The following is a 15,303-nucleotide window of genomic DNA, read 5'->3' on the forward strand; positions in this document are numbered from 1 at the left end:
TCTACAGATGGAGAGGATGGGGCGCATGACGAGGAAGGCCGTCGTACTGCTGAGCGGGGGACTGGACTCCACCACCGTGCTCGCGATCGCCAAGGAGCAGGGGTTCGAGGTGTACGCTCTGAGCTTCCGCTACGGTCAACGCCACGAGATCGAGCTCGGCGCAGCGCAGCGCGTCGCGCAGGTGGCCGGAGTCTCTCGCCACGTTGTGTGTGACATCGACCTACGCGTGTTCGGCGGATCCGCCCTCACGGCTGACGTTGAGGTCCCCAAGCATGACTCCGCCGCGGAGATCTCCGGCGAGGAGATCCCGATCACCTACGTGCCGGCCCGCAACACGGTCTTCCTGTCGTTCGCTCTGGCCTACGCGGAGGTTGTGGGTGCGACCGACATCTTCATCGGCGTGAACGCTCTGGACTACTCGGGCTACCCGGACTGTAGGCCTGAGTTCATTGCTGCATACGAGCGCATGGCGAACCTCGCCACACGCGCCGGAGCCGAGGGGAATGAACTCAGGATCCACACTCCGCTCATCGAGCTGACCAAGGGTCAGATCGTCGACACTGGCAGGCGGCTCGGAGTGGACTACTCGCTCACGTCCTCGTGTTACGACCCGGACGACCAGGGCCTGCCGTGCGGCCACTGCGACTCGTGCCTACTCAGGCTCAAGGGCTTCGCTGAGGCGGGTCTCGAGGATCCACTTGAGTACCAGGGGGCGCAAGCGTGACCTACAAGGTCAAGGAGATCTTCTACACCCTGCAGGGTGAGGGTGCCCATGCTGGCCGCCCCTCTGTGTTCTGCAGGTTCAGTTCGTGCAACCTCTGGACTGGGCGCGAGAAGGACCGAGAGCGCGCCATCTGCAAGTTCTGCGACACGGACTTCGTTGGCACCGACGGCGAAGGCGGCGGCAAGTTCCGCGACGCCGAGGCGCTCGCCGACGCAGTTGCATCGAGGTGGCCCCATGGCTCCGGCGGTGAACCCATGGTTGTTTGCACCGGTGGGGAGCCCTTGCTGCAGCTTGACGCTCTCGCCGTACGGGCCCTCAAGGCGCGAGGTTTCTACGTCGCGGTCGAGACCAATGGAACGATCGAGCCGCCGGCCGGGATCGACTGGCTCTGCGTCAGCCCCAAGATTGGCGCCGAGTTGGTGGTCCAGAGCGGGCAGGAATTGAAGTTCGTCGTCCCCCAAGCCGGCGTAGACCCTGTGACATTTGAGCACCTGGACTTCGGCAGCTTCCGCGTCCAGCCGATGGATGGCCTCGACCTTCCCGCCAACACTCAACTCGCAGTCAAGTTCTGCATGGAGCACCCGCGCTGGCAGCTCAGCCTGCAGACCCACAAGTACCTAGGGATTCCGTGACACACACAGCTGAGATCTACCGCGAGTTCTCCTTCGAAGCGGCCCACCGCCTCCCGAACGTCCCGGAGGGTCACAAGTGCGCTCGCCTCCACGGTCATTCCTACAAGGTCGAGGTCCATGTCCTCGGGCCCGTCGGCGACGAGAGCGGTTGGGTTCAGGACTTCGGCGACATCAAGGGCGCCTTTAAGCCCCTCGAAGACCAGCTCGATCACTACTACCTCAACGAGATCGAAGGACTCGAGAACCCGACCAGCGAGGTTCTCGCCAAGTGGATCTGGGATCGCCTGATCCCGGTGCTTCCAAACCTCAATGAGATCAGGGTCCAAGAGACCTGTACTTCCGGCTGCGCGTACCGAGGGGCATGAGCGAATGCAGCTGCCTGACAGTCCTCGACACCGTGGTCGTCACCGGCAACTGCTTCGCCGTGCGGGTCTGGCCGCACCCGACCGGGCAGTTCGATTGGCGGGAACCAGAAGTCGAACTGCGCCAACTCGCCGGCTCATAAATCGTCCGCGAAGTGAGTGTGTCAAGCTGAAGTGGCCCCGAGTTGACGGTCTGATCTGGCCCCGATCGGGCACGTGGTGCGCATGCGTGTGTGGCGGGTTCTGGGTGCCATGCCTAGAGTTCGGGCATGGATGGCACCGAGCAGGTGATCGTCGACTTCCGGTCGTCGTGGCAGTTCGTGCGGGGACTGACGCGGGACTTTGTGGAGCAAACTCCTCAGGATCGTTACGCTTTCTCACCTCACGCCCGTTTCGGGTCGATGGATCGCCAGTTCCGACATGTTCTGCAGGTCACTGACCTGTATACGGACACTCTGAGGTCGCGGGTCCTTTCGATGCCTACCAAGTTCGCTCGATACGGCGGCAGCCTTGACCGGGACGACTTGCTCGCCGGCTTGGAGCGTGCGGACGCGGAGCTGTCCGCAGTTGTTGATGAGCTGGGAGCAGAGGCGGTTGCTGCCAACTACCAGTTCGGGGACACGGCGATGGGGATTGGAGAGCTGTTCGACGTCTTCATCGAGCACGAGGCCAACCACCACGGTCTTTGGTCTGCCTATGCAGCGGTCGGTGGGTGGTCGACCCCGGAAAGTTGGCGGGACGCCTGGGACCTCTGACTTCAGTGCTCTCTGCCTGCTCTGACTATCTCGCTCGACTGTGGGCGAGTCGGTAGGAGTGGGTGCCGGTTTCGATGATGGTGCCGTGGTAGGTGAGGCGGTCGACGATGGCTGCGCATAGGCGTGGGTCGGTGAAGGTGTGGGTCCAGCCGGAGAAGGATTGGTTGGAGGCGATGGCGATGCTGTTCTTCTCTTCGCGTTCGGTGAGGACTTGGAAGAGGAGTTCGGCGCCGCGGCGGCCTAGTTCCATGTAGCCGAGTTCGTCGATGATGAGTAGGTAGGTCGACGGCCGTAGCGGGCGATGGTCTTGGCCAGGGTCTTCTCGTCGGCGGCTTCGACGAGTTCGTTCACGAGCCGGGTGGCGAGGGTGTAGCGGACGCGGTGGCCCGCTTCGGCGGCTGCGGTGCCCAGGCCGATGAGTAGGTGGGATTTGCCGGTGCCGGAGTCTCCGATGAGGCAGAGTGGTTCGCCGCGGCGGATCCAGTCACAGGTGGCGAGCTGGTGGATGGTCGCGGGTTCGATGGCGGGGTTGGCGTCGAAGTCGAAGTCACCGAGCCATTTCTGGCGTGGGAACTGTGCGGCTTTGACTCGGCGGGCGGAGGAGCGGCGGTCGCGGTCGTCGACCTCGGCTAGCAGCAGCTCGGCTAGGAACCCGGGGTAGGACAGTTGCTCCTTGACCGCTGCGGTGATTGCTTCGTCGAGGACGCCGCGGATGGTGGGCAGCCGCAGCCGGCGGCAGGCTTGGTCGACGGCGGCGAGGGCGGCCTCCTCGGTCAGACCACGGCGGCGGCGCAGGGTCGTGCTGGTCGGGGTGGGTGTGGTCGGCATCAGCTGCTCGCTCTCGACAGGTCGTCATCAACCGCGGTCCTGGCGGCTGCTGCTCGGCGGGGTAGTAGTTGGTCGTAGGCGGCCACCGAGGGCAACGGCCGCGTATCCGCCGGGAGCCCGGCGATCACCGCGGCCGGGTCCGCCAGCCGTCGTTGGGTCAGGGAGACAACACGCTGCTCAAACACCGCGGGTCGAGCAGCGGGTTGACGGTCCGTGTTGGCCCCACCCGTGGCGGTGTGGTGGCGGCGTGCCTCGACAGCCACGACTTCGGCTGAGACCGCCCCGACGGTCAGTGCTGCGCTGATCCCAGCGGTCACGGCCTCGGCAGGTAGCGAGCGGTGCAGTAGTAGGACGTCGATGAGTTCGCGGGTGCCGTCGGCGTCGCCGTTGACTTTCCTCGCCTCGGCCCAGAACGCCTCATGCGCTGAGGTGAACGCACCGGTCGCGCGGGCGGCCGCCAACGCGGTCGACCCTGGCAGTGCGCCGGGCTTGACACGTAGGACCTCGAGGTAGTGGTCCAGGTCCACCACGTGCCCGCCGCGGGAGGCGACCCGGCGGTGGGTGGCGACCAGGGTGTGGCCGTCGTAGACCGCCAGGTGCGAGGCTCGCAGGCTGACGCGGACCTTGCGGCCGATCAGGTGCGCGGGCACCGAGTACCTCATCATCCGGACCGTGATCATCGCCGAGCGGTCGACCCGCGGATGCAGCACCAGCCCCGGCTCGAACCGCTCCACCGGCAACGGCCCGAGCTGCACCTTCTCGGTTTGGTAGTCGGCGCCGACCGTGGAGCTCTTTCCCGCCAGGCGGCGTGCCTCGTCGGCGGTCTCCCAGTCGCGGATGAGGTCGTTGAGCTCGTCCAGGGTGTCCACGGCGGGCATGGGGGTGAGGTGGTTGCGGCGGAACCAGCCGACCTCGCCCTCGACGCCGCCCTTCTCGTGCGCGCCGGCGATGCCGGCCGGCTGGCAGTAGAACGCATCGAAGCCGTAGTGCGAGCAGAACAGCACCCACCGTTGGTTCTCCTGGCGGCGGCGGTCCTTGCCATGCAGCACCGTCGTGACCGCGCTGGAGAGGTTGTCGTACCGGATGTGCCGTGTCGGTACCCCGCCCAGGGTCTGGAACGCCTCGATGTGTCCTTCCAGGAACGCCTCCTGGCCGCAGGTCGGATAGACCCGGTGGATCGCCTTCCCGGAGTAGGAGAGCCGGAACACGAACATGTGGCACTTGGTCTTCACCCCGGCCAGCACCACCCACACCTCACCGAAGTCGACCTCCGCCTCCGCGCCCGGGGCGTGCTGCTGCGGCACGAACACCTCCACCCGACGCCCCGCCTCCAGATCGATCTGCGCGCGCCGGACCCGCACGTAGTCGCGGACCGTGGAGTACGACAGCTCAGCAGCGTCGTGCTCGTCGACCAGGCGGGCCAGGATCCGGGTGGCGGTGTGCCGCTGCTTACGCGGCGCGTCGTCAGATCCGAACGCAGCATCTCGTCGATCGCTACCCGGTACGGGTCCAGCCGTGGCGCAGCACGCACCGGCACCTTCCGAGCCGGCGGTGCCGCTGACGTCAGCGCCTGCCGCACCGTACGCCGGTGCACCCCATGCCGGGCCGCCAACGCGCGTATCGAGAGACCCTCCACCCGTGCGTCCCGCCGGATCGCCGCGAACAACTCCACCCGTGACTCCATCCCTACCCCACTTCCTCGAACCAGCAGTGAGGCCAGGCTCGGGTGGGGCCAGATCAAACCGTCGCAACCACCCCCGCGCGTCGCGGCCGGGGCCAGATCAGACCGTCACGGTGGGGCCAGACCAACCTGCCAGAGTCAGCGAAGCCGGGTCCGGCGGGCAGATGCACCGGCCGCAGGCTCACTGACCCGGTTCCCAAGGATCCGAATCGAGTGCTCCCAGCCGATCCGTTCGGCCATCATCGTGGCCTGCATCGTCGGACAAACCTGCAGCGGTCCCGGATCCGCGGCTCGTCCTCGTCGACCAGCGACCCCGCCGCGCCCGCTTGCACTTCGGCGCGTCCCTGCCGATCCCCGCCTTCACCGTGTTCTTCGAACAGTCAGCATCCGCTTCCTCCTGACCTCGGTTGAGATCAGGGTCCGGAGGGGGTCGGTTTTCAAATGCTCTGAGGGTCAGCTCTCACCCGCCGTCGACATGGACGCTAAGCATCGCCTGAAGGTGTAGTGGATTCGCAGCATGTCACTCCCTCGGAAACGGGGTGCAGCCCGGCCATCGCGCGCAGCAGGGTCGACTAGTTCCGAGCGGGCGTGCCCCGTGCGCCCTTGATCCGGACTACTTCGTGGTTCAGTCTCCGACTTGAGGTGACCGTCCCGTGCCTGGACCCGCGACCCTTGCCACCGCCTTGGGTCGCGGGGTCGAGCCCGGCGACGAGACAGCCGAGTTGTGCCCGATCGCAGTCAGCGTCGAGTCGATCGCCGTTGCACTGGCTGTGCCCCGGACTCGGCCCTGGGCCCGCGGATCCAGCACGTGCTCGACGAGGTCCACAAGGCCGCGGGCGTCGGGAGCGGTGGAATCGAAGAACGTGGGCATGGTTGGCCTCTTCGGGAGTCGTGTGATTGTCAACGCTGGCTGAAAACTGACCCCTGAATCGCACTGGGTCTGATGGAGGCTCTGGTCATTTGATTTCAACCAGGGCCTGGTCGCCCTGCTGGGTAGCGTAGAACCTCCCCTCGAACTCGGCTGGCGGTAGGTCGCCGAGGTAGCCGTGTAGGCGCTGGTGGTTGTGCCAGTGGACCCAACCGAGGGTCGCGAGTTCGACGTCGTCGACTGTGCGCCACGGTCCCGGGCGTGCGGCTCCGCGGATGAGCTCGGCCTTGTAGTAGCCGTTCACGGTCTCGGCGAGGGCGTTGTCGTAGCTGTCCCCGACGGTGCCGATCGACGGGGCCGCGCCGATCTCGGCGAGCCGTTCGCCGTAGCGCAGACTCGTGTATTGCGACCCGGCGTCGCTATGACACCGCAAACCCTCGAGCCGTGTGCCGCGCGACCAGCGGGCCATCTCGAGGGCGTCGAGGACCATCTCGGTGCGCATGTGGCTCGCGACGCGCCAGCCGACGATCATCCGGCTGAAGGTGTCGATGATGAAGCACACGTAGGCGATGCCGGCGAACGTCGGCACGAACGTCAGGTCGGTGACCCACAGTTGGTTCGGGCCGGTGGCCGTGAAATCGCGCTTGACCAGGTCCGGATGCCGAGCGGCCTTGTCGTCTGGTCGCGTGGTCCGTACCCGCTTCGTGCGCACCACGCCCTCGATGCCCTCGGCGCGCATCAGGCGGGCGGTCTGGTCCCGCCCGACGTCCCAGCCGGCACGCTGGGCGGCCTTCCACAGCTTCCGGGCTCGTAGACCCGGTAGTTGGCCTCCCAGAGTTCCCGAAGCGCCGGACGCAACTCGGCGTCACGCACAGCTCGCGCCGACGGCTCGCGGTTCTTCGCGGCGTAGTAGGTGCTCGGAGCCACCTGCAGCCCTGCCCGAGACAGGGTGCTGCAGATGGACTCGACTCCGAGCTTCTTGCCCTCCACGACCTCGTCGCGGTTGGCGTCGATGAATGCGACTACTTCTTGTGTTGGCGGTCGAGTTCCGCCCCGAAGAAAGACGCCGCGCGCTTCAGGATCTCGTTCGCGCGCTTGAGCTCGCGGTTCTCCTGCTCCAGCTCCTTGATCCGCTTTGCCTCCGCAGTCGTCACGCCCGGGGCGTGACCGTCATCGATGTCGGCCTGCTTGACCCACTGGCGGACCGACTCGACTCCGTAGCCCAGTTGGGACGCGACCCGCTGGACCGTCCCGTGCTCGGTCCCCAGCTCTGCTCGCAGCGTACGGACCATCCGGACCGCCGCTGCCTTCTCCTCCGGGGTGTAGCGCCGCGTCTGCGGCTTCCCGGGCACCTGCTCCTTCGGCATGTGCTCATCCTCGTTTCCAAGGTCACGAGCCTCCAAAGAACCCAGTGCGGTTCAACCTGTGGTGACACCGCACAAGATCGGTGGATCTGTGGCCCATGCCGATCCGGCAGAATCGGCGCATGACCGACCAGGACCACCGACCGCACGAGGCGGTGGTGTGGTGGCGTCGCCGCGGCCGGCCCAAGGCGCCCAGCGCCGAGGTCGACTGGCTCAACACCCACACAGGCACCACCGGAACCATCACTGTGCCCCGCGCCCAACTGCTCGACCGGGACCAGGTGAACGCCGCCGTCACCGAAGCCGCGCACACCCACCCCGACGCCGCAGTCGTCCCGGCCCACGAAGTCATGACCCTGCTCACCGCCGAACAACGGCTCTGGATCCGCGGCTGCCAGATCCGGCGGGTCGACCTCGCCGCGGCCTACGGGATCGACGTCATCGCCGGCCTCGCCACCAACCTGGCCGGCGACACCCTCGTCGCGATCGAGACCGAACTCATACCCCCACTCGTCGACCGAATGTGCCAATGGGCCGAACACCACCTCGACCTGTTCGCGATCCACAACGACGAACACCGCCACGCCACCGGTTGGACCAACACCCGCGGCCGCTGGCAACTCCTCGCCAGACAACCCGTCCCTGACCACACGACATAGCCCGACCCCATGGATGAGGGCACGACCCCTGTGGGGCGCGCGCTGCCCGCCGAACAGCGAGGACCTCCCGGTGTCCGTCGTGGTTGACCCCGGTCGCGACGAGTACGACCGCGTTGATGACCCGCCCACCTTCGCGGACCTTCATCGTCAACGCGTCCGCGGCGACGAACGTGAACGGTCCGGCATCGCTCAACGGCCGGTTGCGGAACTCGGCGACATGGGTGTCGAGATCGGCCGCCATCCGCGACACCTGCGACTTCGACAACGAGTCGATGCCCAATGTCTTGACCAGCTAGTCCATCCGCCGGGTCGACACCCCGGCCAGATAGCAGTCAGCGACCACAGTGATCATCGCCGATTCGGCCCGCTTGCGGCGCTCCAACAGCCAGTCGGGGAAGTAAGTGCCCGAGCGCAGCTTCGGGACCGCGACATCGATCGTGCCGACCCGAGTGTCGAGTGTCTGGGTGAGGTCGTCTGGTGGCGGCCGTTTCGGATTGGTCGGGGTTAGTTAGCTCCTGCTGCTCCTTTGCAGTGGTCTCTGATTGGAGTTGGTGGGTCCTGCGGTCACGGAAGGTGCGGAAGTCTGACCAGGATTCAGCTGATGTAGCGTTCGTAGGCATCGTTCTGGATCTTGAGGTAGTCGGCCAGCCCCATCGAGTCGAACCGCTTGACGTAGGCATCCCAGTCGGACATCGGGATCTTGCCCGTGATGAATCCCGCTAGCGACTCCTCGACATACTTGTTGATGTCCGTTGTGACGTTGGCGAGTTCGGCCGACTCCTCCGATGAGAAGGTGAAGTCTGGCCAGACGTCCTTGATTGCGTGCGGGGCTACGACAGCCGTGCCTTCGTGTGCCTGTTCGGTGCTCTCCATCCCCTTGTGATAGGCAGCCTTGATGATCCCGGGGTAGCCCCCGCCCATGTAGATCACGTACGGGCGGAGTGCTTCGTCGACGGTGAGCCCTTGCGGGTTGTCGGTGATCTCCGACACGAACTCGAACGCGCTGCCCTTCTTCTCGTAGCTCTTCTCCTCGACGCCCATGAAGAACAGGCGTGCCCCGTCGTCGCCGTAGAAGTAGTCCACCCACCTGGCTGTCACGATCGGGTGGGTGTTCTTGTCGGTCATCGTGAATGCCCCGACGATAGCCAGCGGGGAGGCGGCTGAGTTCCATGACGGCACCGGGTCCCCGGCGGACTTCTTCAGCGGGGGAACCGCGACGTAGTTGTCTCCGATCTCGGCACCGAAGTCACCGGTCGGGGTCTGGGAGACGACGCTGCCGTACAGTCCCTCCTTGCCTGTGGCATTGAACTGAGCGCGCGTGATCGAGAAGATGTCCTGTTGTATCAGCCCACCCTCATACAGTCGGTTCAGGTACGCCATCTCGTCTCGGTAGCCGTCGCTCACCGGATAGAAGCGGACCTTGTTCGTCGCAGGGTCGAGGTCGACATTGGCGTTGGTGAATCCCTTGTTGCCGATGTCGAATGTGCCCCACAGCGACCGGTAGACCGATTGGATCCTGGAGCCGTCCGACAGTGGGATCTCCTCGGCCTTGCCGTTCCCGTTGGGATCTCGGGTTTTGACCGCCGTGAGGTAGGCCTCGAACTCATCAAGGGTCGTCGGCACCGACATCCCGAAGGCGTCGAGCCAGTCCTTGCGTACCCACAGCTTCTGTTGCAGCTGCCGCGTCTGGAACGTCGGCTCGAACAGTGTGGGCAATGAGTAGATGTTCCCGTCTGGGAACTCCAGTCCGTTGCGGATCTCCGGGTTTGCGTCAAGGATGGCCGTGAGGTTGGGCATGTAGTTGTCGATCAGATCGTTCAGGGGGACGAACGTGCCCTGATCGGCGTACTTTGCGATCTCGGGTGCCGCCATGTTGGTGCGGAAGAAAACTTCGGGGTAGTCGCCGCTGGCGAGTGCCAGGTTGCGCTTCTCGACGATTCCGGCTTGGGGGATGGTTCCGAAGTTGATGTGGACGTTGCTCAGTTCTTCCATCGTCTTCATCGAGAGCACGGTGTTCCAGTCCTCCGCTGTACCGGGGTAGCGGCTGGACATGAACTGGATCGTGGTCTTCTCCTTCACGATCGGCATTCCGGTCAGGTTGATGTTGGGATCCGGGCTGTCGATCTTCTTCTGGGTTTCGTTGCCGCTCCCATTGCCGCTGCAGGCGGCGAGCAGGGGGGAGGCAGCGGCAGCGGCACTGAGGCCGAGTGCGGTCCTACGAGTGATCGGTCGCATGCTCAATCAGTCCTTTCGAGTGGTGTCAGCGGTGGAGACGTCGGTACCTCCGCCGCGGGAGAGTCGTCGTTTGTGTGGAGGGGGGAGGGGAAGGCGCGTTCGATGCACCATGCCCCGGCGAGCAACGGCACGCTCACGCCGCACGCTGGGAGCAGGCCGGGCCATCCGGTCACGATCAGGAGTGTCGGCCAGCCGAGACCGAGGAGCAGTAGGGTTCCGGTGAGAAACGGTCGGCTGATTGCTGCGGCCAAGGCGGCCACGAGGGTGCGGCCTACGGTGAGATCGGTGCGCTCGGTGACCCACGTTACTTGCGACAGGGTAGCCGCCGCCAACAGCAGACCGACGGTGGACAATGCCTCGATGACCGCGCCGGAGATCGCAGTCTGCTCCCGGGCGGACAACCAGGTGATCGCCAACGAGACCGTCAGTCCGATGCAGAGCACGCTGACCAGTACCCGTCGCCCCCAGTTGCGTCGCCACTCCTGCCACATGGCGTGGGGGACCGACAGGTCGGTCTCGCCTTTCAGCCATCGTGTGGCGACGGTGTGGGCTGCCACCGTGGCCGGCCCGAACCCGAGGACCACCCCGCCGAGCAGGGTCAGCGCGACCCACCAGAGGTTGAGCCAGACCAGTCGGATGATCCACTGCAGGATCGTGTCCAGCACCGCGAGCGGGCGGCCGAGGGTGCCGCCGCTCATCGCGCGGCCCGGTGACAGGGTGGTCTCATTCCTTGACCGATCCGATCAGCACGCCCTTGACGAAGAAGCGCTGCAGGAACGGGTAGATGATCAACAGCGGGAGGGATGCCACGATCATCACCGCGTACTTGATCAACGAGGCGATCCGGAGCTGTTCGGCGATGTCGTCGGCCGAGCCGGCACCGCCGTCGTCGCCGCCTGAGCCTTGGGTGACGATGAGGAGCTCACGCAGGATCAGCTGCAGGGTGTACTTGTTGCGGTCGGAGAGGTAGATGAGCGCTTTGAAGTATTCGTTCCACAATCCGACGCCGTGGAACAGGGCGAGGGTGGCGATGATCGGCGCTGAGAGCGGGATGGCCATCCGGAAGAAGATTTGGAAGTCGTTCGCCCCGTCGACCCGGGCCGACTCGGTGAGCTCGTCGGGCACGGTCTGTTTGAAGAATGCTCGTCCGACGAGGATGGACCATGCCCCGGTGGCACCGGGCAGCACGACGGCCCAGAGGGTGTCGAGGATGCCGAGGTCCTTGATGATTAGGTAGGTGGGGATCATGCCGCCGTTGAACAGCATTGTGAACAGGATGAACCAGGTGATCGCGGTCCGTCCCATGGTCTCCTTGCGCGATAGCGCATAGGCGCACGGCAAGGTGATGGCGAGGTGGATGATGACGCCGACGACGGTGTACACGATCGTGTTGCGGTAGCCCATCCAGATGCTGGACTCCTCGATGACCCGCCGATATCCGTCCAGGGTGAAGTCGACCGGCCACAGCCAGACCTGCCCGGAGTTGACCGCCTGCGGGTCACTGACCGAGGCGATCGTGATGAACCACAACGGGTAGCCGATGATCACTACCACGGCGACCAGGATGATCACGTTGAACAGGTCGAAACCGCGGTCACCGAGTCCTCTGCTGATCGGCTTGGGCGGCGGCGTGCTCAACTTGTCGGGATCAGTCGTGCCCCGAACGGTGCCGGCGGTGCCGGTCGCGGCGGTGGTCTGTGACATCGGCGCACTCACCACAGACTCGTCTCGGAGAACTTGCGGGCCAGCTGGTTGACGATGACCAGCAACGCGATGTTGATCACCGAGTCGAACAGTCCGACGGCGGCGGCGTAGCTGTACTGGGCCTGCAACAGGCCGGCCTGGTAGACGAAGGTCTGGATGATGTCCGACGTCGCCGCGTTGAGCGGGTTGTTCATTAGCAGGACCTTCTCGAAGCCGATCGACATGAAGTGGCCGAACTCCAGCACGAACAGCACCACCACGGTGGGGGCGATGGCGGGAAGGTTGACGTGGATGATGCGCCGCAGTCGACTCGCCCCGTCCACCTGGGCCGCCTGGTGCAGCTCCGGGTTCACCCCGGCCAGTGCGGCCAGGTAGATGATCGTGCCCCAGCCGAGGTTCTGCCAGATGCCCGACCAGACATAGATGTGGCGGAACCAGCCCGGGTCCTGCATGAACTGGATCGGCTCGAACCCGAACAATGTGATGACGTGGTTGACCAGGCCGGTGCGCAGGTCCATGAAGGTGAATAGCATGCCGACCACCACCACGGTCGACACGAAGTGCGGGGCGTAGGTGAGGGTCTGGCTGAACCGCTTGAAGAACTTGTGCTTCACCTCGTTGATCGACAGCGCCAGGATGATCGGCAACGGGAACAGCGCCAGCTGGTACAGGCTCAGCGCGAGGGTGTTGGTCAGCAGGCGCCAGAAGTAGAACGACTTGAAGAACCGTTCGAAGTGGTCGAAGCCGGTCCACTCGCTACCCCAGATGCCGCGGGACGGGACGAAGTCCTTGAAGGCGATCTGGACGCCGTACATCGGCGCGTAGTTGAAGATCAGGAAGAAGATCGCCGCCGGAGCGATCAGGACATGCAGTCGCCAAGAGGACCGCAGCCGCCGGCGCGCCCGCTGCCACAGGGTCGGGCCAACGGTCGATGTCAGCGTGTCCACGGTCCCCACCCGTCCCATGGCCAGCCTCCTCGTCAGCCTTCAGCCCTCTCGGGTCGCGCTCGCGGGCCGGACAGGTCGGCCCGCTTTGGCGACATATGATAACGCTAACATGACGCTGTCGCGAAGGTCAACGGGAGTGAAGGATCTGCCCAGGATGTCACTCGAGTGAGAAATGTGGCCTCCTCACCTGTACGGGGCCTCATTAGGGCGACTGTTCGAGCACCGATGTGGTGAGGGTGGTGTGCTGCGGCGGGCCGGTTAGTTCGTTGTCGAGACGGCGGAGCAGCAGGTCGGCCGCCTGGCGGCCGAGCTCGCGCGGGTCATGGCGGAGGGTCATCAACGGCCACGGCACGAGCTCGGAGAGCTCGAACGGGTCGAATACCGCGATCGCGGGGCCGTTCGCCGGGTGGTGACCGTGCAGCTTCGCCATAGCCTGGAGCAGCCCGACGCCGTACCGGTTGTTGGTGGCGAACACCGCCGTGGGAGGGCCCGGGACGGCCAGGAGGCTCATGGCGGAGTCTCGTGCGTTCGCGACGGCTGGTTGTCCACGGACGACCAGGCCGGGATCGACGGCCAGTCCCGCAGCCTCGTGAGCGTCACGGTAACCCCGATAGCGGCGGCGCCCGGTCGAGACGCGGTCGGAGTTTCCGAGGAAGGCGATCCTGGTGTGTCCCCGCGCCAGCAGGCGGGCCGTGACCTCGCGTGCTCCGCCGGTGTCGTCGATCACCACCGAGTCCCCTTGGCCCGATGGCAAGGTGCGGGAAGCGAAGACGACGGGGATGCCGCCCAGGTGTTGCGGCTGCCAGGTGGCGGTGGAGCCTGTGGGAACGGCGATCAGGCCCTCGACCCGCCACCCGAGGAAGTCGGCGATGATCTCGCGTTCACGTGCGTCGTCCTCGCTGCTCCCGGCTAGCAGGATCCGGCGGCCGGACTCATTGGCCCGCTCCTCGATCCCAATGACCAGCTGGGAATAGTACGGGTTGTCGATGTTGGAGACCACCACGCCGATCAGGCAGCTGCGCTGGCCCGGGCGGAGGGCGCGAGCAACATTGTTTCGCTGGTACCCGAGCGCGCGGACCGACGACAGCACGCGTTCCCGGGTTGCCGGGGCGACCTGCTCGCCGCCCGACAAGACGCGGGAGACCGTCATGGCACTTACGCCCGCGTGTTGAGCGACCTCGAAGACGGTGGGGTTCTTGCCGGAGGATGAGGTGGTCGATGTCACGGGTCCTCCTTGTACACATGGCGGTCGGCGGTCCCGTGTGACCGGTACATCCGGGGGTGCTGGCCGCGGTTCTCGCCCAATGGAGACACGATCATGTCACGATACGAGATCGTCCTTGCTGTCCAACGACCGCACTGCGGCGAAGGCGACGCTGCTCGCCGCGTGTGCGGCGGCGAACCCGACCGTTTCAGGGCGGCCGGTGGAGAACCTTCCGAGGTCACGGACGAGAGTCCGGTCGGCACCGAAGTGACTCTCGCCGTGCTCCGGACTGCGCGCATCGATCTCCTGATGCGCGCCGCCCAGCTGGTCAAGGCTGATGCGGCCGGTGTGGCGGGTCAGGCGGAGGCGTCCGGTGTCACCGACCACCTCGAGCGTCTCCTGGTCGTCGATGTTCGGGCCGAAGACGCTGAGGAACAGCACTGCCTTGACACCGTTGGCGAACGCGAGGCTCACCACGGCATGATCCAGGATGTCGGCGTTGTCGGAATACACGCACAGGTCCCTGCGGAGCAGCTCGTGTGGGTCGTCGTCGTACGCGAGTCGGAACATGCCGCCGGTGAACTGCTCGCCACTCTCGTTGCGGGGTGGACGCCGGTACGCGCAGACCCGATCGCAGTCCACGCAGTGCTCCGGGTAACCGGGCCGCGGGGCGAAGGTTCCCCGTCCGCCCGTCGCATGGACCGACACCACTTCGCTGTCGGCGAACCAGTTGAGGACGTCGAAGTGATGGGACGCCTTCTCGTTCAGGATGTCACCGCTCAGCTCACGACGGCGCCACCAGCCACCGCCCAAGTAGAGATGGTAGGGGATCACGCTGCGCAGCAGGAGCATTCGGGGGGTTCCGACCACACCGTCGGCCACAAGATCGGCCGAGCGACGCCACACGTCCTCGTAGCGTCGGGTGAGGCCAGCGAGACAGCGCGGCTGATGTTGCTCCCAGACGGCCTGCATTCGATCGCATGCTGACTGGTCGTGGGCGAGTGGCTTGTCGCAGTAGATGTCCTTTCCGGCCGCGGCCGCGAGGGCGAACGGCTCTTCGTGGGCGAACTGCGGTGTCGTGATCATCACCACGTCGACGCTGTCGTCAGCGATGAGCTCCTCCACGCCCGTGTGGGTCCGGAAACGCGGGGTGACGCCGTTGCGTCGGTGAAGCTCGGTCAGGTGTTCCTTCCCGTCCGCGAGTCGTTGTGGGTGTACGTCGGTGATGGCGGCGATGTGCAGACCTGACTCAGCTCCGATCTCGCAGATCACCCTGCCGAGGCTGCTCAGACCCCTGGCGCCCATGCCGACGATGCCCACGCCCTTGCTGTTCATCTGTC

Annotated in this window: 14 protein-coding genes, 4 pseudogenes and 1 other annotated feature; of the genes and pseudogenes, 6 read left to right on the forward strand and 12 right to left on the reverse strand. The window is 65.5% G+C overall.

What is annotated here, in order from left to right:
* Positions 1-25: 25 nt before the first annotated feature.
* From queC to ACQBAU_RS00470, 5 genes are all read left to right on the forward strand, one after another.
* On the forward strand, positions 26-724 hold the full coding sequence (gene queC, locus ACQBAU_RS00450; protein ID WP_465257117.1) for a 7-cyano-7-deazaguanine synthase QueC: 699 nt from the start codon (positions 26-28) through the stop codon (positions 722-724).
* Entirely contained in the window at positions 721-1,356 is a 636-nt protein-coding gene (gene queE / locus ACQBAU_RS00455; protein WP_465257116.1) for a 7-carboxy-7-deazaguanine synthase, read from the forward strand. The genes queC and queE overlap by 4 nt, the downstream gene beginning before the upstream one ends.
* On the forward strand, positions 1,353-1,721 hold the full coding sequence (gene queD, locus ACQBAU_RS00460) for a 6-carboxytetrahydropterin synthase QueD (protein ID WP_465257115.1): 369 nt from the start codon (positions 1,353-1,355) through the stop codon (positions 1,719-1,721). Before queE ends, queD begins: the two co-directional genes overlap by 4 nt.
* Positions 1,718-1,861 carry a hypothetical protein gene (locus ACQBAU_RS00465; protein WP_465257114.1) on the forward strand — a complete coding sequence of 48 codons (144 nt, stop codon included), beginning with the start codon at positions 1,718-1,720 and terminating at the stop codon, positions 1,859-1,861. The genes queD and ACQBAU_RS00465 overlap by 4 nt, the downstream gene beginning before the upstream one ends.
* A gap of 126 nt (positions 1,862-1,987) precedes the next feature.
* Positions 1,988-2,473, forward strand: coding sequence for a DinB family protein (locus tag ACQBAU_RS00470; RefSeq protein ID WP_465256704.1), 486 nt, complete (start codon positions 1,988-1,990; stop codon positions 2,471-2,473).
* Between the two features lie 25 nt (positions 2,474-2,498).
* On the opposite strand, the gene ACQBAU_RS00475 is transcribed toward ACQBAU_RS00470, so the two are convergent.
* The 5 genes and pseudogenes from ACQBAU_RS00475 to ACQBAU_RS00495 all read right to left on the reverse strand — a co-directional run bounded on the left by ACQBAU_RS00475 (position 2,499) and on the right by ACQBAU_RS00495 (position 7,217).
* Entirely contained in the window at positions 2,499-2,723 is a 225-nt protein-coding gene (locus ACQBAU_RS00475; RefSeq protein WP_465259430.1) for an ATP-binding protein, read from the reverse strand.
* Entirely contained in the window at positions 2,714-3,301 is a 588-nt protein-coding gene (locus tag ACQBAU_RS00480; RefSeq protein ID WP_465259431.1) for an ATP-binding protein, read from the reverse strand. Before ACQBAU_RS00480 ends, ACQBAU_RS00475 begins: the two co-directional genes overlap by 10 nt.
* A pseudogene (gene istA, locus ACQBAU_RS00485) lies at positions 3,301-4,985 on the reverse strand (IS21 family transposase). Before istA ends, ACQBAU_RS00480 begins: the two are co-directional and overlap by 1 nt.
* A gap of 133 nt (positions 4,986-5,118) precedes the next feature.
* Positions 5,119-5,358: pseudogene (locus tag ACQBAU_RS00490) on the reverse strand (IS21 family transposase); the annotation flags it as partial.
* Between the two features lie 580 nt (positions 5,359-5,938).
* Positions 5,939-7,217: pseudogene (locus ACQBAU_RS00495) on the reverse strand (IS3 family transposase).
* Positions 6,769-6,918 (reverse strand) — a sequence feature (AL1L pseudoknot). (Overlaps the previous pseudogene by 150 nt.)
* Before the next feature lie 119 nt (positions 7,218-7,336).
* On the opposite strand from ACQBAU_RS00495, the gene ACQBAU_RS00500 reads away from it, so the two are divergent.
* On the forward strand, positions 7,337-7,873 hold the full coding sequence (locus ACQBAU_RS00500; RefSeq protein ID WP_465256151.1) for a hypothetical protein: 537 nt from the start codon (positions 7,337-7,339) through the stop codon (positions 7,871-7,873).
* A 43-nt stretch (positions 7,874-7,916) separates the two neighbouring features.
* Here the strand turns inward: ACQBAU_RS00500 and ACQBAU_RS00505 are convergent.
* From ACQBAU_RS00505 to ACQBAU_RS00535, 7 genes and pseudogenes are all read right to left on the reverse strand, one after another.
* Positions 7,917-8,333, reverse strand: a pseudogene (locus ACQBAU_RS00505) (transposase); the annotation flags it as partial.
* A gap of 134 nt (positions 8,334-8,467) precedes the next feature.
* A complete protein-coding gene (locus ACQBAU_RS00510) occupies positions 8,468-10,108 on the reverse strand; it encodes an extracellular solute-binding protein (protein ID WP_465256152.1) in 1,641 nt (546 codons plus the stop codon).
* A 2-nt stretch (positions 10,109-10,110) separates the two neighbouring features.
* Positions 10,111-10,806 (reverse strand): YesL family protein, encoded by a 696-nt coding sequence (locus tag ACQBAU_RS00515; protein WP_465256153.1) that lies wholly within the window; start codon positions 10,804-10,806, stop codon positions 10,111-10,113.
* Between the two features lie 25 nt (positions 10,807-10,831).
* Positions 10,832-11,812, reverse strand: coding sequence for a carbohydrate ABC transporter permease (locus ACQBAU_RS00520; RefSeq protein WP_465256154.1), 981 nt, complete (start codon positions 11,810-11,812; stop codon positions 10,832-10,834).
* Positions 11,813-11,820: 8 nt separating this feature from the next.
* Positions 11,821-12,777, reverse strand: coding sequence for an ABC transporter permease (locus ACQBAU_RS00525; protein ID WP_465256155.1), 957 nt, complete (start codon positions 12,775-12,777; stop codon positions 11,821-11,823).
* Between the two features lie 184 nt (positions 12,778-12,961).
* Positions 12,962-13,984, reverse strand: coding sequence for a LacI family DNA-binding transcriptional regulator (locus ACQBAU_RS00530; RefSeq protein ID WP_465256156.1), 1,023 nt, complete (start codon positions 13,982-13,984; stop codon positions 12,962-12,964).
* 96 nt (positions 13,985-14,080) lie between these two features.
* Positions 14,081-15,298 carry a Gfo/Idh/MocA family protein gene (locus ACQBAU_RS00535; RefSeq protein ID WP_465256157.1) on the reverse strand — a complete coding sequence of 406 codons (1,218 nt, stop codon included), beginning with the start codon at positions 15,296-15,298 and terminating at the stop codon, positions 14,081-14,083.
* Positions 15,299-15,303: the final 5 nt, after the last annotated feature.

This window comes from Carbonicoccus niuqiaonis (assembly GCF_050157065.1).
Lineage (GTDB): Bacteria > Actinomycetota > Actinomycetes > Propionibacteriales > Propionibacteriaceae > Avipropionibacterium.